The sequence below is a fragment of the Acinetobacter sp. 1130196 genome (assembly GCF_000588095.1).
Taxonomy (GTDB): Bacteria; Pseudomonadota; Gammaproteobacteria; order Pseudomonadales; family Moraxellaceae; genus Acinetobacter; species Acinetobacter nosocomialis.
Genome location: NZ_JFWX01000035.1, coordinates 1 through 25,411 on the forward strand (window position 1 = coordinate 1; position 25,411 = coordinate 25,411).

The window sequence follows — 25,411 nt, forward strand, 5'->3', positions numbered from 1 at the left end:
CCAGCCATACCTGTCTCAAGGCTACCTAAGCAACCGATTTCGCCTTCAACAGACACGCCACAAGCATGAGCCATTGCTACGACTTGACGAGTTACATCTACGTTGTAATCGTAAGTTGTAGGGGTTTTACCATCAGCACCTAATGAACCATCCATCATCACTGAGCTAAAACCAAGTTGAATAGAGCGTTGGCATACATCAGGGCTAGTACCATGGTCTTGGTGCATTACCACTGGAATGTGCGGCCACTCTTCGATTGCAGCCAAAATAAGATGGCGTAAGAATGGAGCGCCTGCATATTTGCGAGCTCCAGCTGATGCCTGAACAATTACAGGTGAATTGGTTGCATCTGCGGCAAGCATAATTGCACGCATTTGTTCTAAGTTATTTACGTTAAATGCTGGTACGCCGTAGTTATGTTCCGCAGCGTGATCCAAGAGCTGGCGCATTGAAATGAGTGCCATAATATCCTCCCAGGTAGTGCGGCTTATTCTACCTTGTCATTTATTTCAATTCAGCAACAAATCACAGTATTTCAAAAAAAATCCCTGCATTTGCAGGGACTTTTTAACAAAAAACAACAAATTAATGAGTTTCTGAAGCAGCCGCCTCGCTAGACGCACTACCTTCAACCACATCTGTATTCTTTTCATCTAAAACTGGCTTATCAAGCGAATCAATTGTAGCTTGCTGTTCAGGAGTTACTTTATCAGAAACTGCTGTAGATGCTGCATCTTGTCCTGCTTTAGAAGACTCTTCTTTTTTCGCACAAGCAGTCAACATCACTGGAACAATTAATAAAGCAGCTAAGGTAAGTTTTAAATTCATCACTATTTTCCACAATTGGTGATTTAGTGCTCATTATTTTATTTCAGTAATATGACAATTTAATGACTTATCAATGAAAAAGGGGTTGAACCCAACCCCTTCTTATTTTTACATATATGTATTATGCACGTTCTAATAAAACAGCCACTGCTGGCAAAGTTTTACCTTCAACAAATTCAAGGAACGCACCACCACCAGTTGAAATATAACCAATTTGGTCAGCAACATTATATTTATCAATCGCAGCTAAAGTATCACCGCCACCAGCGATCGAGAATGCATCAGATTGAGCAACTGCAAGAGAAAGTGCCTTAGTACCTTCACCAAATTGATCAACTTCAAACACACCAACGGGACCATTCCAAAGAATCGTTTTTGATGTTGTTAAAATATTTGCAAATGCTTTAGCTGTTTCAGGACCAACATCTAAAATCATATCGTTTGCAGTTACATCCTCAACTTTTTTAACAACTGCTTGTGCAGCCGCTAAAGAACCCAAGAAATCTTCAAAGTTAATTTGAGATGCATCCGCTACAACAACATCTGTAGGAAGTGGAACGCTTACTTTAGCAGCAATTTGTTTTGCTGTTTCTACCAAGTCAGCTTCGTATAGAGATTTTCCAACGTTGTAACCAGCGGCCGCTAAGAAAGTATTTGCGATACCACCACCAACAATAAGTTGATCACAAATAGTAGACAATGAGTTTAAAACATCAAGTTTTGTTGAAACTTTAGAGCCAGCAACAATAGCAACCATTGGTTTTTCAGGTGTTTGCATTGCACGGCCAAGCGCATCTAATTCAGCAGCCAATAAAGGACCAGCAGCTGCAACTGGAGCAAAACGTGCTACGCCCTCAGTAGAAGCTTCTGCACGGTGAGCAGTACCGAATGCATCCATCACAAATACATCACATAAAGCAGCATACTTTTGTGCAAGCTCAGGATTATTTTTCTTTTCACCAACGTTAAAACGAACATTTTCAAGCAAAACAACTTGTCCAGCCTGAACCTCTACACCATCAAGATAATCAGTAAATAATTTAACTTCTTGGCCTAATGCTTCAGTTAAATATGCTGCAACTGGTGCAAGTGATTGTTCAGGCTTTGGTTCACCTTCAACAGGACGACCTAAATGCGAAAATACCATTACAGCAGCGCCTTTTTCTAAAGCAGCTTTTATTGTTGGAAGTGCCGCACGTAAACGAGCATCGCTGGTAATCACACCATTTTTAACAGGAACGTTTAAATCTTCACGAATAAGTACACGTTTACCTGCTAAGTTAAGGTCAGTCATGCGCTGAAAATTCATGTAAAGCTCTCTTTATGATTTTAAAAACGCGCCAATTTTAAATGATTACATCAAAAAAGGTTAGTTTTTTTGCATAAAAGCTGTAGAAAGCCAAAGTTTTGATTATGATAGAGGTAGTAATTTAATATTTCATCGATTATGTCTATTCATCCCGATCCACAAATCAATCGTTTAAATGTTTTAGGTGAGCCTTTAGCGAGCTGTTGTTTTGATCCTATTACCGGATATTTTCGAAATGGTTTTTGCCATACAGCAGTAACAGATCTTGGGCAACACACTGTATGCGCTCAAATGACGTCTGACTTTTTAAATTTTTCGCAAAAAGTTGGCAACGATCTCATTACTCCTTTACCTGAAGCTGGCTTCCCTGGCCTGCAGCCAGGTGACTTCTGGTGCATTTGTGTAACTCGTTGGGTAGAAGCATATCAAGCTGGTCAAGCTCCACCTGTCAAACTTCATGCCTGCCATCAAGCAGTATTAAGTTATGTCCCATTAGATGTATTAATGGAATACGCAGTGTAATGAAACACCCCCAAATTATTTTGGCATCGAGTAGTCAAACGCGTAAGGATTTGATGAATCATTTGGGCATCGAATATATCTGTATCAGTCCAGATATTGATGAAAGTTCTCGTGGCGAGACTCATGCTGATGATTTAGCTAAAAGACTGGCTTTTACTAAAGCTCAGGTTATTGCTCAGAAAAATCCGGAAGCAATTGTAATTGGATCAGATCAGGTTGCATGGCGAGAACATGCACCTCATGATTTTATTGGCAAACCATTGACTATTGAAAATGCTAAAGCTCAGTTAAAAGCAAACTCAGCCAGAACAGTCTTTTTTAGTACAGCCTTAAGTGTTCAATGTCTTGAAAAAAGCTTTGAACACACTCTAGTTGAACATTATCAAGTTAAATTTCGCAATTTAAGCGACTCAGAAATTGAAAGATATATCGATTTAGATCAACCCCTTCATTGTGCGGGAAGTTTTAAGTGTGAAAGTCTTGGCATTAGTTTATTTGAGAAAATGATAGGCCAAGATCAAACCACCCTAATGGGCTTACCCATGATTCAGCTTTGTCAGATTTTAAGACAGCTTGAACTTCAAATTCCTTAATATTTATTAGTTTATTTATAGGTTATCTCCATGACAGAACCTTTAACCGTTTTAGGCGGCATTACTGCTGAACAGTTTTTATCAGAATACTGGCAGAAAAAACCATTACTTGTGCGTAATGCCATGCCTGAAATCATTGGCGTGTTAGAGCCAAATGATGTGAAAGAATTCGCTTTAGAAGATCATGTTAGCGCACGTCTTATTCGTCAAAAAGACAAAAATCCAAATGAGTGGCACGTAAAGTCTTCTCCTCTAACTAAAGGTGACTTTCAAAAATTACCAAAGCTATGGACACTGTTAGTACAAGCAGTTGATCATTACTCATTCGATTTAGCGGAATTATGGAAGAAATTTCCTTTTATTCCTCAATGGCGTCGTGATGACATTATGGTTTCTTATGCACCTAAAGGCGGCTCAGTTGGAAAACATTTTGACTTTTATGATGTATTTCTTGTTCAAGGACATGGACACCGCCGTTGGCAATTAGGCCAAATGTGTGATGCAACCACTGAATTTGTTCCAAATCAACCATTAAAATTATTGCCAGACATAGATGTTCATTTTGACGAAGTTTTAGCTCCTGGTGACTTATTATATGTTCCACCTGGCTTAGCACATTATGGTGTTGCTGAAGATGATTGCTTAACTTTCTCGTTTGGTTTCCGTATGCCTAATATTTCTGGCATGATTGACAGAATTAGTGACCAATTTGCTACCGATGAATTACTACAAAACCCTGTCATAGATATTGACCGAAAGAGTATTTCTCAAGTTGGTGAAATTAATACAGAAGAATTAGCGTATTTAAGAGGGTTGGTTTTAGCTCAATTGCAAAATTCATCAGTACTTGATGCTGCCATCATGGCATATATGACTGAACCTAAATATCCAGATAATATTCCTGAACCAGACGAGATAGAAGTTGAAGACCTCAATGCTATTTTGACAGAAGGTTATGAATTATTGCTAGAACCAGCCTCTCGCCTACTTTATACAGAACAAAATGGAGTTTTAAAGTTTTGGGGCAATGGAGAAGATTTAACGATAGTGGAATCTTTTGCCACTCAACTCAAAACAATAGCAGATGGAGAAAGTATTCCATTTAATAACCAGCTAAGCAATGTAGAGATTTTAGAAAACATTGTTCAATTATTGAATGATTCAATTCTTATGTTATTGCCACCGGCAGAATAATATTGACTAAATAGGTTAAAAGGAGAAAATTCTAAAATTTCTCCTTTTTTCTTTTATAAATAAATGTTTAAATATACCAATCTATAAATCTATTTTGCGGTTACATTTCTATGGTTTAAAATTATTTTCTAAATTAAAAAATTATCTAGTAAATACGTCTAATTAAGACATAGAAATTTTTTCAGCAAATATAAAATATATACCTAGAGCATTATGCTTTGCCCTTCTATTGTTTTTAAAAAACCTATTTTTTTCTATCAATAACAATCAATACAATGTAAAATTGTGCGTTCTTGCTTTTTATTTATACACTCGACCATTTAGGCTAAGAGCAAATTTTTTGTGTGAGGCTACTAAAATATGTCAAAAAAAGATGACATTATTACCACTGCATTAAGACTTTTTAACTCATATAGTTATAACTCTATAGGGGTTGATCGTATCATCAGTGAGTCTGGTGTAGCAAAAATGACATTTTACAAATACTTCCCTTCCAAAGAGAAACTAATTGAAGAGTGTTTATTACTAAGAAACTCACTTTTACAAAATTCTCTTACTGCTGCTATATCTAAACAAGACGAAAATGATCCATTAGCCCGTATTAAGGCAATCTTTTTATGGTATGCAGATTGGTTTAATAGCGAAGATTTTAATGGCTGTATGTTTCAAAAAGCCTTAGAAGAAGTATTAAAGCAATACCCTTCAACTCACCAACCTGCGACTTTATACAAAATATGGTTGACTCAGTTAATGCAGGATCTTCTTGTTCAACATGAAATTGAGGAATCTCGTCCTTTAGCATTACTGTTAGTCAATATTTTAGAAGGTATGACCATTCAAGCTCAGGTTGAGCACGGCTCAGTAAAAATTAATGACTACTGGAAACGTGTAGAGAAGCTTATTGAGTTTGAAAAAGTTGCACAGTAAAAAATAAAGCGTGATATTATTCTTCTTATATTGTTGAATCTTCTTCTTATTCATCACGCTGCGTCTGAAAGTCATTCTAGCCTAGAGTTAGACGTTTTTTTTGGACTATCATCCCAAACTAGAATATACAGACCTGTCTGTACAGAATCAATTATATCTTTAAAAAGTAAAAACTCAATCTTTTTTTATTACCCTTTCATAGATAAATCAGAATTAACTATAGATAGAACTTAAAATAAGATTTTTTTCCTTTGACTTTGTTTCATTTATACTTAACAATTACGCTTCTCACACAATGCAACACTTTTGACACAAAACAACTACAAATTATTGTTATACCTTAATAATGTTATATATTTATCAATTACACTTATAAACCTTTTCAACAAAAACAATTGGATTGATTAGTTTTGCTACATTCATTTTCTTAAGATCAATCTATACTATGCCGGCCATATTGATATAGGTATAAAGTATGAAAGATGGACTCCAAATTGAAGAAATGAAAAATGCGGCTGATTCAGTCGTAGGCACATTAAAGTCTTTAGCTAACCCTGACCGTTTATTAATTTTATGTCACTTAGCTCATGAGGAGTTAAATGTCTCTCAAATCGAAGAGAAAACCCAAATCACCCAACCCACTCTTTCACAACAATTGATGATGTTACGTAAAAGTGATGTCGTTTCAACACGTCGTGATGGCAAACAAATTTTCTATTCTATAAAGGATGACAAGATGCACTCAATTTTGAATACGCTTTATCAGTTATACTGTATAGAATAACTGCGCTGAATTTATAAAATTATAATAATATTAATGTATTCCTGAAATATGCGATTTTTCAACTTGGTAGCTAGTAATAAACCGAGCAAAGAGGATTGAAAATTCGCGTAGTTTTTCAAGTATCTAAAGCTATTGAAAACAACAATACACTCTCTTATTTCTTTCTGTCTCTCCCTCCACTATTTTTCAATAGGTTTTTAGACCCCACAGTTAATTTTTTATTGACTGTTATATAAGCAGAATATCTTTTTAATTAATTTAATAATTTAATTTTACTATTTTAAAAACAAATACTTAATATTACCTTTTTTTATTAATCTAATTACTTGATATAAAAAAGCTTAAGATTCACATCACTTAAGTATAAAATACTCCGCTTGTTCAACCTTTAGCCATGAATAGGTTAATAAGGCCTTTATATGCTTGAATTCTTTTCTCGATTAAGCTTAGTCACCAAAATTATTATCGCCATTATTTTAGGAATAGGTGTTGCACTATTATTTCCAACCGTTACACCTTACTTAAGCTTGTTTGGTGAGCTGTTCATTAAAGCATTGAAATCGGTTGCTCCTATTTTAGTTTTCGTACTGGTTCTCTCATCTATTGCTAACTTTCAGGTTGGTCATAGTGCAAATTTACGACCAGTCTTACTATTATATGTAGTGGGTATGCTATTAGCTGCGTTTAGTGCCGTTGTTGCGAGCTTGTCTTTTCCAAGTACTCTTTATCTTAATACTGTTTCACATAACAACCTACAAGCGCCTGGTAGCCTCGCTGATATATTAAAAAATTTGCTTTTAAGTTTTATTGCAAACCCTGTTCAAGCAATTAGTGAAGCGAACTTTATTGGCATTCTGGCATGGGCAATTGGTCTAGGTTTAGCAATGCGTCATAGTTCAGATACGACTAAACAAGTGATGCATGATGTTTCACATGCTGTGAGTGCGATTATTCACAAAGTCATCGCATTTGCACCTGTAGGCATTTTCGGTTTAGTTGCAGTAACCTTTGCCGATGCTGGTTTAGCAACGCTTGAAAGTTATGCGCAATTATTAGCTGTTCTATTAGGAACAATGCTTTTTGTTGCTCTTGTAGTTAACCCAATTTTGGTAGGTTTAACAATTCGTGGCAATCCATACCCACTTGTTTTTAAATGCTTAAAAGAAAGTGGTATTACTGCATTCTTCACACGCAGCTCAGCAGCTAACATCCCAGTTAACCTTGATTTAGCTGAACGTTTAGGTGTTAATCCATCTACTGCAAGTGTTTCTATTCCTTTAGGTGCTACAGTTAATATGGCTGGGGCAGCTGTTACAATCACTGTGCTTACTTTAGCAACTGTGCATACATTAGGGATTCATGTTGATTTGGCAACTATGATTATTTTGTCGGTAGTCGCTACAGTTTCAGCATGTGGTGCGTCTGGTGTCGCTGGTGGTTCGTTACTTTTAATTCCAGTCGCTTGTAGTTTATTTGGTATTTCATCAGAAATTGCGATGCAAGTTGTTGCAGTTGGTATGATTATTAGTGTATTACAAGATTCAACCGAAACAGCTCTTAACTCATCAACTGATGTTTTATTTACTGCCGCTGTTGATATTCGCTCAAGACAAAACTCTTAGAGAACATGCCATTTCAACGTTTACCAAACTGGTTCCAAATTGGTGCCTTTTTACTGGCAATGAATGCCGGAATGATTAATGTTTTAGGGCTTATCACCCTTTTACATCAATCGGTGTCGCATATGACTGGTAATGTCAGTATGCTAGCCATGAGTTTGGTAAACTGGCACTTTGATCACGTCATATATTTGATACTTGTTATACTATGTTATGTATGTGGATCATTTTACAGTGGTTTTATTTTAGGCAATAGCCATTTCAAATTAGGCCGTCGATATGGCCTCCCTTTAAGCTTAGTTGCCCTCTTTATTTTTCTTTGCTGGTTATTACTGCCATATTTTCCCAAATATGGATTATTATGGGCTTGTGTCGCCATGGGTTTACAAAATGCCATGGTCAGCCATTATAAAGGGACCATTATTAGGACAACTCACTTATCGGGTGTCTTAACAGATCTTGGCCTTGCACTTGGTTACATAGCACGAGGTTTAAAAGTAGAAAACCGTCGTATTATTTTACATCTACTTATTTTTTCAGGTTTTCTTATTGGTGGTATAATTGCTGCTTCAGTTCACCCCTACTTAAAATTGCAATCATTTTTGCTACCAGCAATTTTAAGCTTAACACTCAGTATTTCATATTGGGCTGTTTATTTTCATCGTTCTTCCTCTTCAGATTCGGATTAAGTCATGGTTAAAAATGCCTTACAAGCTCAGTTACTCAAAGCAGGTTTAGTTGACAATAAAAAAGCAAAAAAACTCACCAAACAAGCTCAGCATGAGCAGCGTACTGGTCAAAGCAATGAAGCAGAAATCAAAGCAAATATTGAAAAAGCTCAACAAGAAAAACTAGCTAAAGACCAAGCTTTAAATCTAGAAAAACAGCAACAACTCGAAGAAAAAGCATTAAAAGCTTCTATTATTCAAATGATTAAACAACACAAAATTGTAGATTTTGCCGGAGATGTGGCTTATCAATTTATTGACGAGAATAAGATTAAAAAGGTATATCTATCTCAACAAGTCTACAATGCCCTTGTTACAGGTAGTTTAGTAATTGCTAAAGATCAAGATCAATACGCTTATCTTCCAAAAGCTTTGGCCGAAAAAATTGATCAAAAAATGCAAGGCTTTATTTTAATTAATAATGCAGAGAAAAATGAACAAACTACTGACGAAGAAGATCCGTATGCAGCATATGTTATTCCAGATGACTTAATGTGGTAATTATTATGAGCCTTTATGAATATTTAGATAAAGGCTCATGCTGCTTAGGCTAAATATCAGTATTTTATCATTTATTAAAAAAACTTATAAAAATTACATTCACATCAAATTCATTCACCACTTCATCTATTATTATCGATATAATGAATAAAACATTTTTTGTCTTTACCATGCCTTTTAGGCTTTTCCCGTTTCCAAATTTATATCTTGACTAAATCTTGTCAGTTTTAGCTAAAGATATACAACATAGACTTTGACGTGTATCCACACACCCAACAGATCAACATCTATATCGAGTTTGATCTAACTGACTTTATTGCAAATTAAATTGCGAAATTTTAATAAAGTAGCTGATGTATAAAGGTAGTCATTCATGCTGAAGTGGTTTGAAAAACTTGTAGATCCTTATCCAACCAAAGGTCTGGATGAGCCCTTACCAACTCGCTTTTTCCCATTTGTTTGGCAAGCTACTGAAGGTGTTCGTCCGTACTTATTATTACTCATTATATGTACAGCGGGTGCAGCCAGCTTTGAAGCTCTACTCTTTTCAAAAATTGGGCAACTTGTCGACTGGCTGAGTAACAGTCAACCAGAAAGCTTTTTAAGCCAACACGCTTCCAATATACTCATTCTTATTAGCGTTTTATTTGCTAATATTTTATTTGTTAATATTCAATCTATTATAAAACACCAAATTTTATATAGTACTTTTCCAATGCGCTTACGGTGGCGTTTTCATAATCTTTTGTTAAAGCAAAGTCTAGATTTTTTCCATAATGATTTTGCGGGTCGCCTTTCAGCAAAAGTCATGCAAACAGCACTAGCTATCCGTGAATTTTGGATTATTTTGGGCGATATGTTGGCTTATGTCAGCATTTATTTTATTACCGTTAGTATCGTTCTTGGTGCAATTTCACCAACTTTACTCATTCCACTTATGGTTTGGTTGGGTTTATTCTTATTAAGCGCTTGGTTCTTTATTCCCCGTTTAAGCAAAGTATCACAGCAACAAGCTGATGCTCGTGCAGTAATGACTGGACGTGTAACAGATGCCTACACAAATATTCAAACGGTTAAATTATTTGCCCATGCTGGTCGTGAGAGCCAGTATGCAAAAGCTTCAATGAAAGAGTTTATGACAACTGTCTATGCACAAATGCGATTAGGTACTCTTTTTGAAGTCAGCATTAATTTACTTTCTGCTGTTTTATTTGTAGGCGTGATTGGAACAGCAGTCTGGCTATGGACACAAGGCCTAGCAGCACTAGGTGTAATTGCAGCAACGACCGCCATGATTTTAAAGCTTAATAGCATGGCTGAGTTTATGATGTGGCATATGTCAGCCTTATTTGAAAATGTGGGTACCATTCAAGATGGTATGCAAACTCTTGGTAAGAAAATCAATATTCAAGACAAACCAGATGCAAAACCACTTACAGTAAAGCAAGGTGAAATCGTATTTAAAGATGTGACCTTTGCCTATAACAATAAAAATGTCATCGATCACTTTAATTTACACATTACAGCGGGCGAAAAGATTGGTATCGTTGGCCGTTCAGGTGCAGGAAAATCCACTCTCATCCAATTACTTTTACATTTCTACCATCTTAAAGAAGGTGCAATTTTAATTGATGGGCAGAATATTGAAGATGTTACACAAGATAGTTTGAGAGCGAATATTGCTTTAGTTACTCAAGATACTTCTCTACTCCATCGTTCAGTTGCTGAAAATATTAAATATGGCCGTCCGGATGCAACCGATCTGGACATGCAAAGTGCAGTGCATAAGGCAAAAGCAGCTGAATTTATTCCTCAACTTGTCGACTTAAAAGGCCGTTCTGGCTATGAAGCACAGGTTGGTGAACGCGGTGTTAAACTTTCAGGCGGTCAGAGACAACGTATCGCTATTGCACGTGTTTTCTTAAAAGATGCACCAATTTTAATATTAGATGAAGCAACAAGCGCATTAGACTCGGAAGTTGAGGCAGCTATTCAGTCTAGTTTAAATGACCTGATGGTAGATAAAACAGTTATTGCAATTGCTCACCGTTTGTCTACCATTGCTCAAATGGACCGTTTAATTGTTCTTGATGAAGGTAGAATTGCAGAGCAAGGTACCCATGAAGAATTAATTGCTAAAAATGGTATATATGCACAATTATGGAAACGCCAAACTGGCGGCTTTCTTATTGAGCAAAAAGTAGTACAGGGTCAGGATTAATGCTTTATTTAGAAGATTTAAAAATTGGTGATCGTTTTATCAGTCGTGAATATGAAATTACACTAGATGAGATTAAACAATTTGAAAGCCACTACGACCCTCAGCCTTTCCATACAGATGAAGAATTAGCTAAAGAAGATCCAATCTTTAAAGGTATTGCTGCCAGTGGATGGCATACCTCGGCAATTACTATGCGCTTATGGACAGAATGTATGCCTATTCATGGGGGGGCTCGTGGGTTCAGAGTCTAGTTTACGTTGGCCTCGCCCGACTCGACCTGGTGACCGTATACATGTTGAAGCTGAGATTTCAGCAATTACACCATCCAAAACAAAATTGGATCGTGGTATTGTAAGCTACGTTACGCAAGCTTTAAATCAACATGGAGATGTTTTACTTATTTCAACGACAAAAATCGTTGTCTTTAAAAAGAATATTTAACGAATCCTTGATATGATTGTCTAACAGTTTTTATAAACTCAAATTATATTTCATGACAAGATGTGTAAGAAATGCACGTAGAAAATTGATGAGAGCAACGGAACGCATATGAAAATTACCTCAGCTCGTCAAGATCAAGGTATTCCAGGAGTCTATGGCTTATTGCTATTAGATGTTGTTTCACGTTGGGGATACAACGATGAGACATTATTTGCCCCTTTTCATCTTACAAGTGAACAATTGGCTGACCCTGAATATCGTATTTCAACACCTGTAGCAAATGAACTGGTTAAACATGCCTTAAATCTCACTGGAGAAAGTACATTGGGTTACCATATTGGCACTCAAATGCGTATTTCAATTCATGGATTTATTGGCTACGCAATAATGACAGCAAAAGATATTACTGAGGCAATTGCTCTCGCTGCTCGTTTTATCCAGTTACGCTTACCTTTTTTACAACTCTATTTTTCTACCTTCGGCCCAAAAGCCACATTACAACTACAATGTGATATTGAGTTAGAACCACTTCGCACCGAAATTGTTTTAGGCTTAACTATTGGCATCATGACAATGGCAAAAGCTATGACAGGTATTGAAGATTTAGCGGGCGATGTCGACCTAGATTTTCCAGAACCAGCAGGCTTTGATAAATATAAGAGCAAACTAAGCAGTACTATTCGGTTTAATCAGCCTCATTTAATTTCTAGTTTTGATAAAAAATATTTAGGTCTTAAATTAATTAATTCAGATCCAATCGCCAGTCAAATTGCTATTAACCAATGTGAGGCTGAACTCTCTGCTTTAGGTGAACGCCGCCGTTTAGCAATGCGTGTACGTGATATTTTAAGTAATTCGGAACAACATTACTTAAGCATAGAAAATGTAGCAGAATACTTACACATGTCAGATCGCACATTAAAGCGACAGTTGGCAGCGGAAGGAACTTCATTTTCAACATTAGTAGATGAAGTCCGCTATCGTCATGCGACTTCTTTACTTTCACGTACAGATTATAGTCTTGAACAAATTGCGGATGAACTGGGTTATTCTGATGTCGCAAATTTCAGCCGAGCATTTAAACGCTGGAGTGGTCGTAGTCCTAGTAACTGGCGCAAAGACCCCTATTTATAATGTTATTAAAATATTGGACACAAGCTTAAGGAGATGTCATGAATCACCCTTCAGAATTGAAGTATGCACGTACACATGAGTGGGTAAAAATTGAAGGTGATCTTGTTATTACTGGGATTACCGACCATGCACAAGATGAGCTTGGAGACTTGGTCTATGTTGAAACTCCGGAAGTGGGCAGCCAAGTAACAGCTGGCGAACAAGCTGGAGTAGTTGAATCAGTTAAAACTGCTTCTGACATCCACGCTCCTGTTTCTGGTACAGTAGTGGAAGTAAATACAAACCTTGAAGATGATCCAGATTTTGTAAATGAAGATCCATACGGGAAAGGCTGGATTTATAAAATTAAGCCAGACAACATGGCAGACGTTGAAAAACTTTTAACAAATGAAGAATATGAAGCTGGCTTATAAAATTTAGCATTGCTTTCAATATTTGATAAAAACCAGTTTACTTTTAAACTGGTTTTTTTATATATGTATAAAATAGCTATAAAACTGGATATGTAGGATCAATAACATGACAAGACTTGTTGTATTTTCTGGTGCAGGTATGAGTGCAGAAAGTGGAATTAGTACTTTTCGTGACAGTAATGGCCTATGGGAAAATTATGATATACAGCAAGTTGCTACTCCGGAAGCTTGGGATAAAGACCCTGCGTTAGTCCAACGGTTTTATAACGAACGCCGTAAAAATATTTTAGAAGCTCAGCCAAATGAAGCTCATCAATATATTGCTAAATTACAAAACCATTTCGATGTACAAGTCATTACACAAAATATTGATGATTTACATGAACGTGCTGGTAGCCAGAATGTGTTGCATCTACATGGTAATATTCGATTAGCGAAAAGCTCTGGACCAAATGCCCAATATACAAATGAATTTTATGAAATTAATGGGTGGAAATTAGATCTAGAGCATGACTTTTGTCCAAATGGCTATCCACTTCGCCCTCATGTGGTTTGGTTTGGTGAAGCAGTTCCAGCATTTGAAGAAGCCATAAAGCAAGTGCAAGAAGCAGATATTTTCATTGTTATTGGTTCAACCTTAAGTGTTTACCCTGTCGCTGCTTTAGTTCATGAAATTCCTAACTACACTGACGCCTACTATATAGATCCCAAAGCAGATCATTCTCGTGTTCCATCTCAATATAAACTATTAAATATGACAGCCACAGAAGGTATGAAAGAGCTATTTCATCAATTGACGAACTAATATTTCTTTCATTTTTATTACAAATTTCACCTCTAAAGTTGTCTCTTCACATGAAATTGATTCGAAAACACTCAACTCATGTCAAATTTATTCTAGAGTCATATACTGTCATTGCTAATTTTGTAACCAAACATGCTGATCTATTTTCTAAATTTACTATTTTTATAATTTTCTAAACAATAAATGAATTATTCATACTATCTAAGCTATTGATTAAATTTACTTTAATTTTAATTGTAATTCAAATTACATTAGTTTACATAAAAATACACAAAACACATCACAAAGATAACAGAGCAAAAAATTTCTTTTGTGGTTGAATCTCAACCTCTTGAAATGCCGTACAAGAAAACAGCGACCTGGATTAGGTTACAATCACGGATTATGGATATAAGGACACACATCCATTATGAGTTATTTTGATCCCACCCTCATCATGTTTATGGTGTACATCGTAGCAATGGTACTTATCGGCTTATTTGCCTACCGTGCTACAAGCGACTTCTCTGATTATATTCTTGGTGGTCGTCGTTTAGGCAGTTTCGTTACTGCATTATCCGCAGGCGCATCAGACATGAGTGGTTGGTTACTCATGGGCTTACCAGGAGCGATTTATCTTTCTGGTTTATCTGAAGCGTGGATTGCAATTGGTCTAATTATCGGTGCTTGGCTTAACTGGTTACTGGTTGCTGGTCGATTACGCGTTCATACTGAAATCCAAAATAATGCACTCACTCTGCCCGACTATTTTACAAGTCGATTTGATGACAAGAAAAAGATTCTTCGTATTTTCTCTGCCGTTATTATCTTGGTTTTCTTCGCAATTTACTGTGCCTCAGGTATGGTAGCTGGCGCTCGTTTATTTGAAAATTTATTTGGTATGTCGTATACCACCGCAATCTGGTTAAGTGCTATTGCAACAATCAGTTATGTTTGTATTGGTGGATTTTTGGCAATTAGCTGGACTGATACTTTCCAAGCTGGCTTAATGATTTTTGCCCTTTTGCTCACCCCAATCGTAACTTACCTTGCAATTGGCGACACAACTCAGTTTGTAACGCTTATTGAAACTGCTCGACCACATGCATTTAACATCGTTTCAGATTTAAGTGTGGTGGCCGTTTTATCTTCAATGGCTTGGGGTTTAGGCTATTTTGGCCAACCACATATTCTTGTACGTTTCATGGCTGCTGACTCTGTAAAATCAATTCCTGCTGCTCGCCGTATTGGCATGACTTGGATGATTTTATGTTTAGTTGGTGCAGTCGGTGCCGGTTTCTTTGGTATTGCGTATTTCCAGCAACATCCTGAACTTGCAGGTGTTGTAAGTAAAAACCCTGAAACTGTATTTATGGAATTGACTAAAATTTTATTCAATCCATGGATTGTCGGTATCATTCTAGCTGCTATTTTAGCTGCGGTTATGAGTACATTAAGCTGTCAACTGTTGGTATGTTCAAGTGCGCTAACTGAAGATTTGTACAAAGGCTTCATCCGTAAAAATGCTTCTCAAAAAGAGCTTGTATGGGTTGGCCGTATCATGGTACTTGCAATTGCTGTTCTGGCAATTGTACTCGCTGGTAATCCTGACAGTAAAGTTCTTGGTCTTGTTGCTTATGCGTGGGCTGGTTTTGGTGCCGCATTTGGACCACTCATCATCTTGTCATTGTTCTGGAAACGTATGACTTTAGAAGGTGCTTTAGCAGGTATGATCGTAGGTGCAGTTGTCGTAATTGGTTGGAAAAATCTTTTCGCAAGCACCGGTGTTTACGAAATTATTCCTGGCTTTATCTGTGCATTTATCAGCATCATCGTAGTGAGCTTGATTAGCAAAACTCCAAATACTGATGTAACTGACCGCTTCGAACAAGCTGATAAACTTTATAAAGAAAGTGTATAAAAATTAATAAAATAAAAAGGGGCTTCGGCCCCTTTTTATTTATTTTTAGTTTTGATTTTAATTTTTGAACTATCTTTTACAACTTGCATCACAGGGTAGCTACGCGTTTCTTTCACACCTGGTAATTGCCATAGTACCTGCCCAGCAATACGTCTAAACTCTTCCATACTGCCACTTCGTAATTTAATTAAAAAATCAAATCCGCCACTAACCATATGGCATTCAACGATCTCTGGATAATGCACTACTGCGTCAATAAACTCATCTAAAACATTGGGTGTTGTTTTATCGAGTAAGACTTCAACAAAAACCAAAAAATTTGCATTTAACTTAACTGGATTTAATTTAGCTTCATAACCCAAGATAAATTCATCCTTCGTCAGCTTCTGCACCCGGGCCATAACTGCAGTTGGAGATAGGTTTACAAGTTCAGCCAATCTACTGTTGGAAATACGCCCATCTGTTTGAAGAATATCCAAAATTTTTAAATCTGTACGATCAAGGCTTAATAAGGGGCCATTCATCTGAATTTTCCTCTAAAAAATGGGCAAAATATAGTGAGTTATTCGGTGTTTCTTCTGTAATGATAAATTATCTAAACCTCTCTACTCAAGATGAGTTTACGAGAGCTGGTTAGCGGAAATAGATATGAACACAATGGATACTTTTCATCAAATGGATAAATCTCACCAAGGCTATATCACCGAATTCAACGATAAAAGTGAGTTTGAACAACGCATTAATACAGCTTGGCGTCGTGCCGAACCTGAAGCTGTAGAAGAGCTATTACAAGCTGCTGCGGTATCTGATGATTTAGATCATAAAATTTATGACCTTGCATTTAACCTTGCCCATAATTTACGTGAACGTAAGACCTCTTCGGGTAAAGCGGGTATTGTTCAAGGGTTATTACAAGAATTCTCTCTGTCTTCACAAGAAGGCGTGGCTTTGATGTGTCTTGCTGAAGCTTTGCTTCGTATACCAGACACAGCAACACGTGATTTGCTCATTCGCGATAAAATCAATCAAGGTAACTGGAAAGAACACGTTGGCCAAAGTAGCTTAATGTTTGTAAATGCTGCAGCATGGGGCCTCATGTTAACCGGTAAGCTTATGGAGACACCAAAGCAAACCAGTCTTTCAAGTGTACTTACTGGCCTGTTAGCCCGTAGTGGTCGTGGCATTATTCGTAAAGCAGTTGATGTAGCAATGCGCATGATGGGTGAACAGTTTGTAACTGGTGAAACCATCGAAGAAGCTGTCGACCACGCAAAAGTACTTGAAGATAAAGGTTTCCGCTATTCTTATGACATGTTAGGTGAAGCTGCCTTAACCGAACATGATGCTGAACGCTACTTTAACGATTACACACAAGCCATTCATGCAATTGGTAAAGCGTCTAATGGTAAAGGCGTTTATGATGGCCCTGGTATCTCAATTAAGCTTTCTGCTTTACATCCACGTTACCAACGTGCGCAAATTGAACGTGTTCACAAAGAACTCTACGGCAAAGTATTTGAGCTCGCTCGTTTAGCTAAACAGTACAACATTGGTTTAAATATCGATGCAGAAGAATCTGAACGTTTAGAAATTTCTCTTGAGTTACTTGAGCGTCTTTGTTTTGAGCCAGAACTTGAGAACTGGAAAGGTATTGGATTCGTTATTCAAGCTTACCAAAAACGCTGTTTCTTCGTAGTTGATTATATTATTGATCTTGCTAAACGCAGCCAAAAGCGTCTCATGATTCGCCTTGTAAAAGGTGCATATTGGGATAGCGAAATCAAGAAAGCACAAATCGAAGGTATGGATGACTACCCTGTCTTCACACGTAAAGTGCATACAGATCTGTCTTATATTGCTTGTGCTAAAAAATTACTTGCAGCGCCTGAGTTCATCTATCCACAATTTGCGACTCACAATGCTCAAACACTAGCAACAATTTATCATTTAGCTGATCCAAGCAAGTATTATGCTGGTCAATATGAATTCCAATGCTTACATGGCATGGGTGAACCACTTTATGAACAAGTTGTTGGTCCACGTGAGCAAAATAAATTAGGCGTGCCATGCCGTATTTATGCTCCGGTTGGTAACCATGAAACTTTGTTAGCTTATCTGGTTCGTCGTTTACTCGAAAATGGTGCGAATACTTCATTTGTTAACCGTATTGCCGATAAAACACTTAAAGTTGAAGATCTTATCCAGTCTCCAATTTATGATATTCGTAATGCAGCTAAGCTTGAAGGTTCAGTTGGTTTAAAACACCCATCAATTCCTCTTCCTTTAGATATGTATGGAACACTTCGTAAAAATTCTAAAGGATATGATTTAGCAAACGACGCTCCGCTTGCAGCTTTAGATAACACAGCTCAACAGTTACGTAACCGTATTTGGCAGAGTCATCCATTATTAGGAAATAGCGATTTATCGAAACAAGGTCATTCTATTGCAATTACAAACCCAGCACAAAATGATGAAATTGTTGGTTATGTACAAGAAGCTGATCTTAATGATGTAGAAATTGCACTTAATGCAGCTGAACAAATACAAATTGAGTGGGCAAATACACCTAAAGATCAACGCGCTCAATATTTAAAACGTGCAGCTGACCTTATGGAAAGCCGTATCCAAGAGTTAATGGTATTACTTTGCCGCGAAAGTGGTAAAACTTATGCGAATGCCATTGCAGAAGTTCGTGAGGCTGTAGATTTCTTACGTTACTATGCAACTCAGGTTGAAAATCTTCCTAATAATACAACCATTCAGCCACTTGGTACTGTACTTTGTATTAGCCCTTGGAACTTCCCTCTTGCGATTTTCTCTGGTCAAATTGCTGCAGCACTAGTTAGTGGTAACTGCGTTATTGCAAAACCTGCCGAGCAAACACCTTTAATCGCAGCTCAAGCAGTGCAAATTTTATGGGAAGCGGGTATTCCACATAGTGCTGTACAGTTATTACCAGGTCGTGGTGAAACAGTAGGTGCTCAGCTTAGCCAAGATCGACGTATTGATGGCATCATGTTTACCGGTTCAACTGAAGTTGCAAAAATTTTGCAGAAGACAGTTGCAAAACGTTTAGCTGCTAATGGTCAATCTATTCCTCTCATTGCAGAAACTGGTGGCCAAAATGCAATGATTGTGGACTCATCTGCATTAACTGAACAAGTTGTACTTGATGTTGTAAGTTCTGCATTTGATAGCGCAGGTCAACGTTGCTCTGCTTTGCGTATTTTATGTGTACAAGAAGATAGTGCTGCAACCGTTATTAAAATGCTTAAAGGTGCAATGCAACAGTTAATTGTAGGCAACCCTGCTATTTTAAAAACTGACATTGGTCCAGTTATTGATGACGAAGCAAAACAGACGATTGACCAGCACATCCAAAAAATGAAGTCTAAGGGCTATCCAGTACATCAATTGATGTTTGGAGCGACAAGCCAAACTGAATTAGATAAAGGAACTTTTGTTGTACCAACAGCAATTGAGTTACCTAACCTCGATGACTTACAGCGTGAAGTTTTTGGTCCGGTTTTACATATCATTACCTATAAGTATGGTGAGCTTGAACAACTCATCTCACGCATTAATGCTAAAGGTTATGGCTTAACAATGGGTCTACATACTCGTATTGATGAAACCATCCAAACCGTAATTCAACATGCTGAAGTTGGTAACCTTTATATCAACCGTAATATTGTTGGGGCCGTTGTTGGCGTTCAACCATTCGGTGGTGAAGGTTTATCTGGTACAGGTCCTAAAGCGGGTGGCCCTCTTTACATGTATCGCTTAATGCAGGATTGTTCAAACAAAGTATTAGCAACTCCATTTGCGGTAAAAAATGAGCAAACCATTTTTGAAGGCTTTAACCGTGAAGTTTATCAAAGCTTACAAAACTGGGCGAAACAACATTTACCACAAGCAAGTCGTGAAATTGAACCATTTGGTGTAGGCAAGTTTTATGAGTTACAAGGCCCTACTGGGGAAAGTAACCAATATATTATTTTGCCGCGTCACCGTGTACTTTCAATTGCCGACACTGAACAAAATCAATTACATCAATTGCTCGCAATTTTTGCAGTGGGTAGTCAAGCTGCTGTAATGCCAAATAGTCCATTGTTGGCAAAACATAAACAAACGTTGCCAAAAGATGTACTTGATGCAATTACGACTATCAAAAACATCACTACAGATGATTTTGATGCTGTTTTGCACCATGGTAGCCGTGAAGAGGTTCTCTCATTACAGCAAGAAATTGCAAGCCGCTCTGGTGCAATTGTAGGCATTACACATGTTGAATCAAACGAGTCAATTCCACTTGAACGTTTAGTAATTGAGCGTGCAATTAGTGTGAATACAGCTGCGGCTGGTGGCAATGCAAGCTTAATGACTATGTCGGATTAACAGATAATTTATCGAAAAGCCCAAATTTCAGTATTTGGGCTTTTTTGTTTAATCGAGTAATCTCTTTTTAAATATATAAATGTTATCGATTAGCGAATTTCATAATGATCTTTTTAGAACCAGAACAATATCAACAAAATTGTATTGATCTTTTCAACTCATACAAAAAGAATATCTCCTCCCTTTTACCATTTGCCAAAATTGAGCATATTGGTTCGTCTGCAATCCCAAATACGATTTCAAAAGGTGATCTAGATATTTATATTGAAGTGATGTCTGATCAATTTGAATTCGCAATAGAACAATTAAAAACACTTAATTTTATAGAAAAACAAAATACCCTTAGGACACATGAGCTTTGCATGCTTGAATCAATGAACGATGATGAAGTTGCATTTCAAATTGTAGTAGCCGATTCAGTATTTACGTTTTTCTTAACATTTAGAAATAAGCTTATAGATTCACCGCGGTTGGTGCATGAATATAATCAATTAAAATTACAGTGTAGCCATTTAGATCCCGATCAATATAGAGCAATAAAATCAGATTTTATTAACCGCGTCTTAAATCATCTTTAATTTAAGTACCCTATTTCTTTATGAATATCTGACTAAAATTGACTCCTGCAAGCTCGATTTTTTTGATACCATTCACTATTTGATTCTGTCTAAATTTTCTTTGTCTATGACCTCTTCTTATCGTCAACAACTTCAAGCTAAAATTGATCGCATTACTACTCAATTTTCTGAATTTACACCGCCTACATTAGAAGTGTTTGAATCACCTGAACAACATTTCCGTATGCGTGCTGAATTTCGGATCTGGCATACAGAAAGTGATATGTTCTATGCCATGTTTGAACGTAACGATGAAGACAAGCAAAAAACAGTTGTCCGCATAGATGAGTTTCCTATTGCAGACAAAAGTATTAACGATTTAATGCCTAGCCTTTTAGCAGAACTCAAAGCTGAGCCTTTACTTTCACAGCGTTTGTTTGAAGTTGATTTTCTCGCAACACTTAGTGGAGAAATGCTAGTTACCCTGATTTATCACCGTAAACTTAATCAGGAGTGGGAACAATCAGCTAAAGCACTTGCTGAAAAATTAAATATTAAAATTATGGGTCGTAGCCGAGGGCAGAAAGTTGTTATTGGCGATGACTTTGTTGTAGAAGAATTTGAACTTTCAAACCGTACATTCAAGTACAAACAAATTGAAAGTAGCTTTACCCAGCCGAACGCACAAGTTTGCAAAAAAATGCTGCAATGGGCATGTGATGCAGCTGAGGGTTCGAAAAAACACTTACTAGAACTTTATTGTGGTAATGGTAACTTTACCCTTCCATTATCACTAAAATTCGAACGCGTACTTGCTACCGAACTTGCAAAATCATCAGTTTATGCTGCTCAATGGAATATTGAACAAAACCAGATTGATAATATTCAGGTAGCACGCCTATCAGCTGAAGAGTTTACTCAAGCTTATCAAGGTGAGCGTGAATTCCGCCGTCTACAAGAAGCAAATATTGATATTCGAAGTTATGACTTTGATACCGTATTTGTAGATCCTCCGCGTGCGGGAATTGATGATGAAACTTTAAAACTTTTGCAAGGTTTTGAGCGTATTATCTACATTTCATGTAATCCCGACACTTTATATGAAAATTTAAAAACACTCACAAAAACTCATCGAGTGACTAAGTTTGCTTTGTTCGATCAGTTTCCTTATACACATCATGTTGAGTCAGGTGTATTACTCGAGAAGATTTAAACAAAATTTTTCAATGTAACTCTATTTTATAAGGAGATTAAATATCTCCTTATTTTTCAACACCTTTTAATTAAGTATTTAAATTTAAAAAAAATATCAAGTCATCTATTCGTCATAATTTCGTTTAACTCAACCATTACTATCGAAAATTCTCTAGTTCAACTGGTGGATTTATCACTTATAGAGACTTGTATTTTAATTTAATTTGGCTATATTTCGATCTATGTTAGGTTATATATGAAGGCTCTATGAGTTTTTGGCAAAAGCTGTTCTTAGCAGATCAACAGCATAACGAGCATAAGAATCAAACTGCTTGTGTTGAAAATGACTGCTCATGTAAAACTAATGAACAACTTCTAAGTGCGCTTGCACAAGCAACAGATGAAGATGTCATTATGGGAATAAAAAAAGTTCTTATTTCCCGTGGGTATAGCCGTAAAGAGTTAAATGAACTCATTCAAAAACCATCTATTCATTAATTATAAAGCCAGTCATGTACTGGCTTTTTTGTATTTTATTTGATTTCACAATTTGTATGGCTGACTAAACCAATAATAGGTCCCATATAAAATTTTCTATCATTACGGTTATTCTTAGGCAAATACAAACTAGAGATAGAACCATCTAGGTATAATGCCTGCTCTACGTTAAGACCTTTTTGGAAAAATTCAGCAAAATTATAAAAATTCACTCTATTTTTAGAGATCACAAAATAAAGTTTATTATTTTTTATACCTACCCCATTACGTATTTTCTTTGAATCGCTATTTGCTAGAAATAAGGGATTTATTTTGCCATTAATCAGCAACATAGGGCCTGATTGAGTTGCATATTCGGGTTGAAAAGCTTTTGCTTTATATTGTTCAGTTGTCAGTATAATAGCTTGTTTGTCATTCCATGCTAGAACTCCATTAGGCTGCAAAAAGAAGTTACCCCATCCATTATCTTCATTTAAAGGTTGACTCTCTCGCCCATTTTCAATATATAGCCCAACTGGAGAGAAGCCAGAATGAAACATACCTGCATTCATTGCAAAAGTAAGCTGTTCGCATGATTTGAGTTGGCGCTGAATATTATCGAAACTTTTATAATATTGATTCGTTTCTGGATTTTGCAAAAATAAGCGCAATTGATTTAAATTTGAAATTTCAATGACTTCAAATTGATCATCGGTAGCATTTTGCATTTGGCTATACTCTTCTGCTAAAGCAGATTGCCCAAAGACCATAAAATTAATAATACACAGCATGAGTATTTTCATTAATGGCAAACCTCATATGTCATTTTCTGTTCATAGCAATACTTTATTAAATAAAATGCTTTGATGTGATATATACCCGAAAGGCGCTTATTCCACCTAAACAATACACTAGAGCACAACTATATTCGTTATAATAGTGAACAGCTTTTAATAAAAGTGATCAAAACTTTATTGGATCAGCGTGAAAATGCAACAAACAAATAAACGCTACCCTTTAGGGGCTCATCTTATTGTAAAACATCTCGGCTATAGCCATCATGGTATTTACGCTGGGAGAGGTCGAGTTATTCATTATTCAGGCCTAGCACATTTCATCAAAAAACGACCCATTGAAATTACTTCATTAGATGCCTTTTCTCATGGCAAAAAAATTCATGTGCGTTCTTATGATGCGCCACGCTACAAAGGAAAAGTGGTTGTTCGACGTATGCGCTCACGCATGCACGAAAACCACTATCATTTAATTATTAATAATTGTGAACATTTATGCAGTTGGGCAATCACTGGTATTGAAACTAGTACTCAAGTTGAGCGTATGATGCATCGCTTAACCACCATTGGTTACGTAAGTTCGATCATGAGTTATATGAATGGCATGATGCTGACCGTAGCAACGACCTGCTTTGCTCTTGTTCTTTATATTAAAAAGAAATTACGTGATCAGGCAAAAATGAAAGTTCCAACTTATCAATTTTTAAGAGAAAAAGCCGAAAAAAGAAATGTAGATCCTTCTCAACCCTTAGTTTTTATAGAACCCGATAAAAAAGAACCAATCTAATAATTAAAAAAGTCCTCATGATTGAGGACTTTTTTAGAAAACTTACAACTTATTTTTTAGCTGCACTAGCTGCCGTTGCTTCAGTCGTAATGTTTACAGTGATCTTATCACCTACATTAGGCACATAGTTGCCTAGACCGAAATCAGAACGATTGAATGAAGTTGTCGCATTGAAACCAATCGCTGGAACTTTTGCCATTGGATGTTCACCCTGTTTGTTTAAAACAGCATCAAGTACAACTGGCTTAGTGACACCTTTAACAGTTAGGTCACCAGTAATTTTGAAGTGTTTTTTATCTTTAGTTTCTACTTTCGTACTTTTGAAAGTGATATTTGGATATTTTGCTGCATTAAACCAAGCTTCTTGTTGGAATTCTTTATCTAAAGCAGGCACGTTTGTATTTACACTGCTTAAAGGAATTGTCACATTTACAGAAGAATTTGCTGGTTTAGCATTATCAACTTTAATTACACCTTGGATGTCCGAGAAGTTAGCGCTTGGAGTTGAAAAACCAAAGTGATTCCATGAGAAAACAGTCGCTGTATGTGTTGGGTCAATTTTATAATCCACTGGTGCAGCTAATGTAACTGTACTTGCCAATGCTACTGCTAAACCGAAGCTTAATGTTTTAAGATGCATTTTTCGTATCCTTTATTGATATAGTCGTTAGTGTATACATCAAGTAATTTAATTCACTATTCTTTATAAAACGATATGTTTCATCCATGCAACAATAAAAGCGTTACAGTTGTTATTCAAAACCCATATTATAAAGTATAGATATTTTTCTATCCGAAACCTTCAGATTTATTGGTTTTTACTTCGATTTTATTGATAAATAACAAGGTAAAACATGGCTAACACTGTTCAAGCACAAAGCACTTCTACTCCGTACCGAGTGACACTGACCGATCCGTCAGGTCATCAATGGTTTGCAGACGAACCAACTGATAAAGGTGGACGAGATACAGCTCCAAATCCAGTTCAGCTTTTACTATCAGCTTTAGGCGCGTGCACTACAATTACACTAGAAATGTATGCAAATCACAAAGGGATTAAGCTTGAGCATGTACAAGTCGATTTAGCTTTAAATCCAAATAGTGATCCGGAAGCCGGTCAAAATAATATTGAACGTAAAATTACGCTAAAGGGTGAATTTACTGAAGATCAACATAAACGTCTTTTAAAAGTTGCTGAAAGCTGCCCAATTCATAAGTTATTGACTTCGAATATTTCGATTCAAACTGAACTTAATATTTAAAATTTATAAAAAAAGCGCCC

25 protein-coding genes and 1 pseudogene are annotated in these 25,411 nt (G+C 36.6%); 20 read left to right on the forward strand and 6 right to left on the reverse strand.

Annotated features, from left to right (window positions below):
• The 3 genes from J671_RS19265 to J671_RS19275 all read right to left on the reverse strand — a co-directional run.
• On the reverse strand, nt 1–464 hold a 464-nt coding region (locus tag J671_RS19265; protein ID WP_171073098.1), incomplete at its 3' end, for a class II fructose-bisphosphate aldolase.
• A 121-nt stretch (nt 465–585) separates the two neighbouring features.
• Nucleotides 586–828 carry a hypothetical protein gene (locus J671_RS19270; protein WP_004887500.1) on the reverse strand — a complete coding sequence of 81 codons (243 nt, stop codon included), beginning with the start codon at nt 826–828 and terminating at the stop codon, nt 586–588.
• A 121-nt stretch (nt 829–949) separates the two neighbouring features.
• The gene (locus J671_RS19275) at nt 950–2,137 is read right to left on the reverse strand and encodes a phosphoglycerate kinase (protein WP_004887501.1); all 1,188 of its coding nucleotides are present in this window, start codon (nt 2,135–2,137) and stop codon (nt 950–952) included.
• A gap of 138 nt (nt 2,138–2,275) precedes the next feature.
• Here J671_RS19275 and J671_RS19280 point away from each other — a divergent pair, with 138 nt between their 5' ends.
• From J671_RS19280 to putP, 14 genes and pseudogenes are all read left to right on the forward strand, one after another.
• Nucleotides 2,276–2,659 (forward strand): DUF2237 family protein, encoded by a 384-nt coding sequence (locus tag J671_RS19280; protein ID WP_002050020.1) that lies wholly within the window; start codon nt 2,276–2,278, stop codon nt 2,657–2,659.
• Nucleotides 2,659–3,252 (forward strand): Maf family protein, encoded by a 594-nt coding sequence (locus J671_RS19285; protein WP_006581996.1) that lies wholly within the window; start codon nt 2,659–2,661, stop codon nt 3,250–3,252. The genes J671_RS19280 and J671_RS19285 overlap by 1 nt, the downstream gene beginning before the upstream one ends.
• Nucleotides 3,253–3,282: 30 nt before the next feature.
• Complete coding sequence (locus J671_RS19290) at nt 3,283–4,446, forward strand: cupin domain-containing protein (protein WP_004887505.1); 1,164 nt, start codon at nt 3,283–3,285, stop codon at nt 4,444–4,446.
• Between the two features lie 360 nt (nt 4,447–4,806).
• Nucleotides 4,807–5,373 carry a TetR/AcrR family transcriptional regulator gene (locus tag J671_RS19295; RefSeq protein WP_004709146.1) on the forward strand — a complete coding sequence of 189 codons (567 nt, stop codon included), beginning with the start codon at nt 4,807–4,809 and terminating at the stop codon, nt 5,371–5,373.
• A 475-nt stretch (nt 5,374–5,848) separates the two neighbouring features.
• Nucleotides 5,849–6,157 (forward strand): ArsR/SmtB family transcription factor, encoded by a 309-nt coding sequence (locus tag J671_RS19300; RefSeq protein WP_002050127.1) that lies wholly within the window; start codon nt 5,849–5,851, stop codon nt 6,155–6,157.
• 419 nt (nt 6,158–6,576) lie between these two features.
• Nucleotides 6,577–7,779 carry a serine/threonine transporter SstT gene (sstT, locus tag J671_RS19305; RefSeq protein WP_002050031.1) on the forward strand — a complete coding sequence of 401 codons (1,203 nt, stop codon included), beginning with the start codon at nt 6,577–6,579 and terminating at the stop codon, nt 7,777–7,779.
• A gap of 5 nt (nt 7,780–7,784) precedes the next feature.
• Nucleotides 7,785–8,465: a YoaK family protein gene (locus tag J671_RS19310; protein WP_004887507.1), complete on the forward strand. Its 681-nt coding sequence runs from the start codon at nt 7,785–7,787 to the stop codon at nt 8,463–8,465.
• A gap of 3 nt (nt 8,466–8,468) precedes the next feature.
• Nucleotides 8,469–9,005, forward strand: coding sequence for a DUF2058 domain-containing protein (locus J671_RS19315; RefSeq protein WP_002050144.1), 537 nt, complete (start codon nt 8,469–8,471; stop codon nt 9,003–9,005).
• Between the two features lie 373 nt (nt 9,006–9,378).
• Nucleotides 9,379–11,226, forward strand: coding sequence for an ABC transporter ATP-binding protein (locus J671_RS19320; RefSeq protein ID WP_002050158.1), 1,848 nt, complete (start codon nt 9,379–9,381; stop codon nt 11,224–11,226).
• Nucleotides 11,226–11,667 (forward strand): annotated as a pseudogene (locus J671_RS0104880) (MaoC family dehydratase). Before J671_RS19320 ends, J671_RS0104880 begins: the two are co-directional and overlap by 1 nt.
• A 108-nt stretch (nt 11,668–11,775) precedes the next feature.
• Nucleotides 11,776–12,801 carry an AraC family transcriptional regulator gene (locus J671_RS19325; protein ID WP_000705529.1) on the forward strand — a complete coding sequence of 342 codons (1,026 nt, stop codon included), beginning with the start codon at nt 11,776–11,778 and terminating at the stop codon, nt 12,799–12,801.
• Nucleotides 12,802–12,839: 38 nt separating this feature from the next.
• Nucleotides 12,840–13,214, forward strand: a complete 375-nt coding sequence (gene gcvH, locus J671_RS19330) for a glycine cleavage system protein GcvH (RefSeq protein WP_002049861.1) — start codon at nt 12,840–12,842, stop codon at nt 13,212–13,214.
• Between the two features lie 97 nt (nt 13,215–13,311).
• Entirely contained in the window at nt 13,312–14,019 is a 708-nt protein-coding gene (locus J671_RS19335) for an SIR2 family NAD-dependent protein deacylase (protein ID WP_079377024.1), read from the forward strand.
• A 409-nt stretch (nt 14,020–14,428) separates the two neighbouring features.
• A complete protein-coding gene (gene putP, locus J671_RS19340) occupies nt 14,429–15,919 on the forward strand; it encodes a sodium/proline symporter PutP (protein WP_031983121.1) in 1,491 nt (496 codons plus the stop codon).
• Nucleotides 15,920–15,954: 35 nt separating this feature from the next.
• Here the strand turns inward: putP and J671_RS19345 are convergent, their stop codons facing one another.
• Nucleotides 15,955–16,443: an Lrp/AsnC ligand binding domain-containing protein gene (locus tag J671_RS19345; protein ID WP_001014235.1), complete on the reverse strand. Its 489-nt coding sequence runs from the start codon at nt 16,441–16,443 to the stop codon at nt 15,955–15,957.
• A 124-nt stretch (nt 16,444–16,567) separates the two neighbouring features.
• Here J671_RS19345 and putA point away from each other — a divergent pair, with 124 nt between their 5' ends.
• From putA to J671_RS19365, 4 genes are all read left to right on the forward strand, one after another.
• Nucleotides 16,568–20,320: a trifunctional transcriptional regulator/proline dehydrogenase/L-glutamate gamma-semialdehyde dehydrogenase gene (gene putA, locus J671_RS19350; RefSeq protein WP_004887510.1), complete on the forward strand. Its 3,753-nt coding sequence runs from the start codon at nt 16,568–16,570 to the stop codon at nt 20,318–20,320.
• 104 nt (nt 20,321–20,424) lie between these two features.
• Nucleotides 20,425–20,898 (forward strand): GrpB family protein, encoded by a 474-nt coding sequence (locus J671_RS19355; protein ID WP_004887513.1) that lies wholly within the window; start codon nt 20,425–20,427, stop codon nt 20,896–20,898.
• Between the two features lie 106 nt (nt 20,899–21,004).
• Nucleotides 21,005–22,090, forward strand: a complete 1,086-nt coding sequence (gene trmA / locus J671_RS19360) for a tRNA (uridine(54)-C5)-methyltransferase TrmA (protein WP_004887514.1) — start codon at nt 21,005–21,007, stop codon at nt 22,088–22,090.
• 248 nt (nt 22,091–22,338) lie between these two features.
• Nucleotides 22,339–22,569, forward strand: a complete 231-nt coding sequence (locus J671_RS19365; protein ID WP_002050077.1) for a hypothetical protein — start codon at nt 22,339–22,341, stop codon at nt 22,567–22,569.
• Between the two features lie 35 nt (nt 22,570–22,604).
• Here J671_RS19365 and J671_RS19370 read toward each other — a convergent pair whose 3' ends face one another.
• Nucleotides 22,605–23,351, reverse strand: a complete 747-nt coding sequence (locus J671_RS19370) for a phosphodiester glycosidase family protein (protein ID WP_004887516.1) — start codon at nt 23,349–23,351, stop codon at nt 22,605–22,607.
• 187 nt (nt 23,352–23,538) lie between these two features.
• Here J671_RS19370 and J671_RS19375 point away from each other — a divergent pair, with 187 nt between their 5' ends.
• Entirely contained in the window at nt 23,539–24,129 is a 591-nt protein-coding gene (locus tag J671_RS19375; RefSeq protein ID WP_002050195.1) for a lecithin retinol acyltransferase family protein, read from the forward strand.
• A gap of 49 nt (nt 24,130–24,178) precedes the next feature.
• On the opposite strand, the gene J671_RS19380 is transcribed toward J671_RS19375, so the two are convergent.
• Nucleotides 24,179–24,769, reverse strand: coding sequence for a YceI family protein (locus J671_RS19380; RefSeq protein WP_004709169.1), 591 nt, complete (start codon nt 24,767–24,769; stop codon nt 24,179–24,181).
• A gap of 214 nt (nt 24,770–24,983) precedes the next feature.
• On the opposite strand from J671_RS19380, the gene J671_RS19385 reads away from it, so the two are divergent.
• Nucleotides 24,984–25,391 (forward strand): OsmC family protein, encoded by a 408-nt coding sequence (locus tag J671_RS19385; RefSeq protein WP_004887518.1) that lies wholly within the window; start codon nt 24,984–24,986, stop codon nt 25,389–25,391.
• The last annotated feature ends 20 nt before the right edge of the window (nt 25,392–25,411 follow it).

What these genes read in the sequence shown, in the direction of transcription:
- J671_RS19270 (WP_004887500.1), bottom strand. Translation starts at nt 828, where the DNA reads ATGAATTTAAAACTTACCTTAGCTGCTTTATTAATTGTTCCAGTGATG.
- J671_RS19275 (WP_004887501.1), bottom strand. Translation starts at nt 2,137, where the DNA reads ATGAATTTTCAGCGCATGACTGACCTTAACTTAGCAGGTAAACGTGTA.
- J671_RS19280 (WP_002050020.1), top strand. Translation starts at nt 2,276, where the DNA reads ATGTCTATTCATCCCGATCCACAAATCAATCGTTTAAATGTTTTAGGT.
- J671_RS19285 (WP_006581996.1), top strand. Translation starts at nt 2,659, where the DNA reads ATGAAACACCCCCAAATTATTTTGGCATCGAGTAGTCAAACGCGTAAG.
- J671_RS19290 (WP_004887505.1), top strand. Translation starts at nt 3,283, where the DNA reads ATGACAGAACCTTTAACCGTTTTAGGCGGCATTACTGCTGAACAGTTT.
- J671_RS19295 (WP_004709146.1), top strand. Translation starts at nt 4,807, where the DNA reads ATGTCAAAAAAAGATGACATTATTACCACTGCATTAAGACTTTTTAAC.
- J671_RS19300 (WP_002050127.1), top strand. Translation starts at nt 5,849, where the DNA reads ATGAAAGATGGACTCCAAATTGAAGAAATGAAAAATGCGGCTGATTCA.
- sstT (WP_002050031.1), top strand. Translation starts at nt 6,577, where the DNA reads ATGCTTGAATTCTTTTCTCGATTAAGCTTAGTCACCAAAATTATTATC.
- J671_RS19310 (WP_004887507.1), top strand. Translation starts at nt 7,785, where the DNA reads ATGCCATTTCAACGTTTACCAAACTGGTTCCAAATTGGTGCCTTTTTA.
- J671_RS19315 (WP_002050144.1), top strand. Translation starts at nt 8,469, where the DNA reads ATGGTTAAAAATGCCTTACAAGCTCAGTTACTCAAAGCAGGTTTAGTT.
- J671_RS19320 (WP_002050158.1), top strand. Translation starts at nt 9,379, where the DNA reads ATGCTGAAGTGGTTTGAAAAACTTGTAGATCCTTATCCAACCAAAGGT.
- J671_RS19325 (WP_000705529.1), top strand. Translation starts at nt 11,776, where the DNA reads ATGAAAATTACCTCAGCTCGTCAAGATCAAGGTATTCCAGGAGTCTAT.
- gcvH (WP_002049861.1), top strand. Translation starts at nt 12,840, where the DNA reads ATGAATCACCCTTCAGAATTGAAGTATGCACGTACACATGAGTGGGTA.
- putP (WP_031983121.1), top strand. Translation starts at nt 14,429, where the DNA reads ATGAGTTATTTTGATCCCACCCTCATCATGTTTATGGTGTACATCGTA.
- J671_RS19345 (WP_001014235.1), bottom strand. Translation starts at nt 16,443, where the DNA reads ATGAATGGCCCCTTATTAAGCCTTGATCGTACAGATTTAAAAATTTTG.
- putA (WP_004887510.1), top strand. Translation starts at nt 16,568, where the DNA reads ATGAACACAATGGATACTTTTCATCAAATGGATAAATCTCACCAAGGC.
- J671_RS19355 (WP_004887513.1), top strand. Translation starts at nt 20,425, where the DNA reads ATGATCTTTTTAGAACCAGAACAATATCAACAAAATTGTATTGATCTT.
- trmA (WP_004887514.1), top strand. Translation starts at nt 21,005, where the DNA reads ATGACCTCTTCTTATCGTCAACAACTTCAAGCTAAAATTGATCGCATT.
- J671_RS19365 (WP_002050077.1), top strand. Translation starts at nt 22,339, where the DNA reads ATGAGTTTTTGGCAAAAGCTGTTCTTAGCAGATCAACAGCATAACGAG.
- J671_RS19370 (WP_004887516.1), bottom strand. Translation starts at nt 23,351, where the DNA reads ATGAAAATACTCATGCTGTGTATTATTAATTTTATGGTCTTTGGGCAA.
- J671_RS19375 (WP_002050195.1), top strand. Translation starts at nt 23,539, where the DNA reads ATGCAACAAACAAATAAACGCTACCCTTTAGGGGCTCATCTTATTGTA.
- J671_RS19380 (WP_004709169.1), bottom strand. Translation starts at nt 24,769, where the DNA reads ATGCATCTTAAAACATTAAGCTTCGGTTTAGCAGTAGCATTGGCAAGT.
- J671_RS19385 (WP_004887518.1), top strand. Translation starts at nt 24,984, where the DNA reads ATGGCTAACACTGTTCAAGCACAAAGCACTTCTACTCCGTACCGAGTG.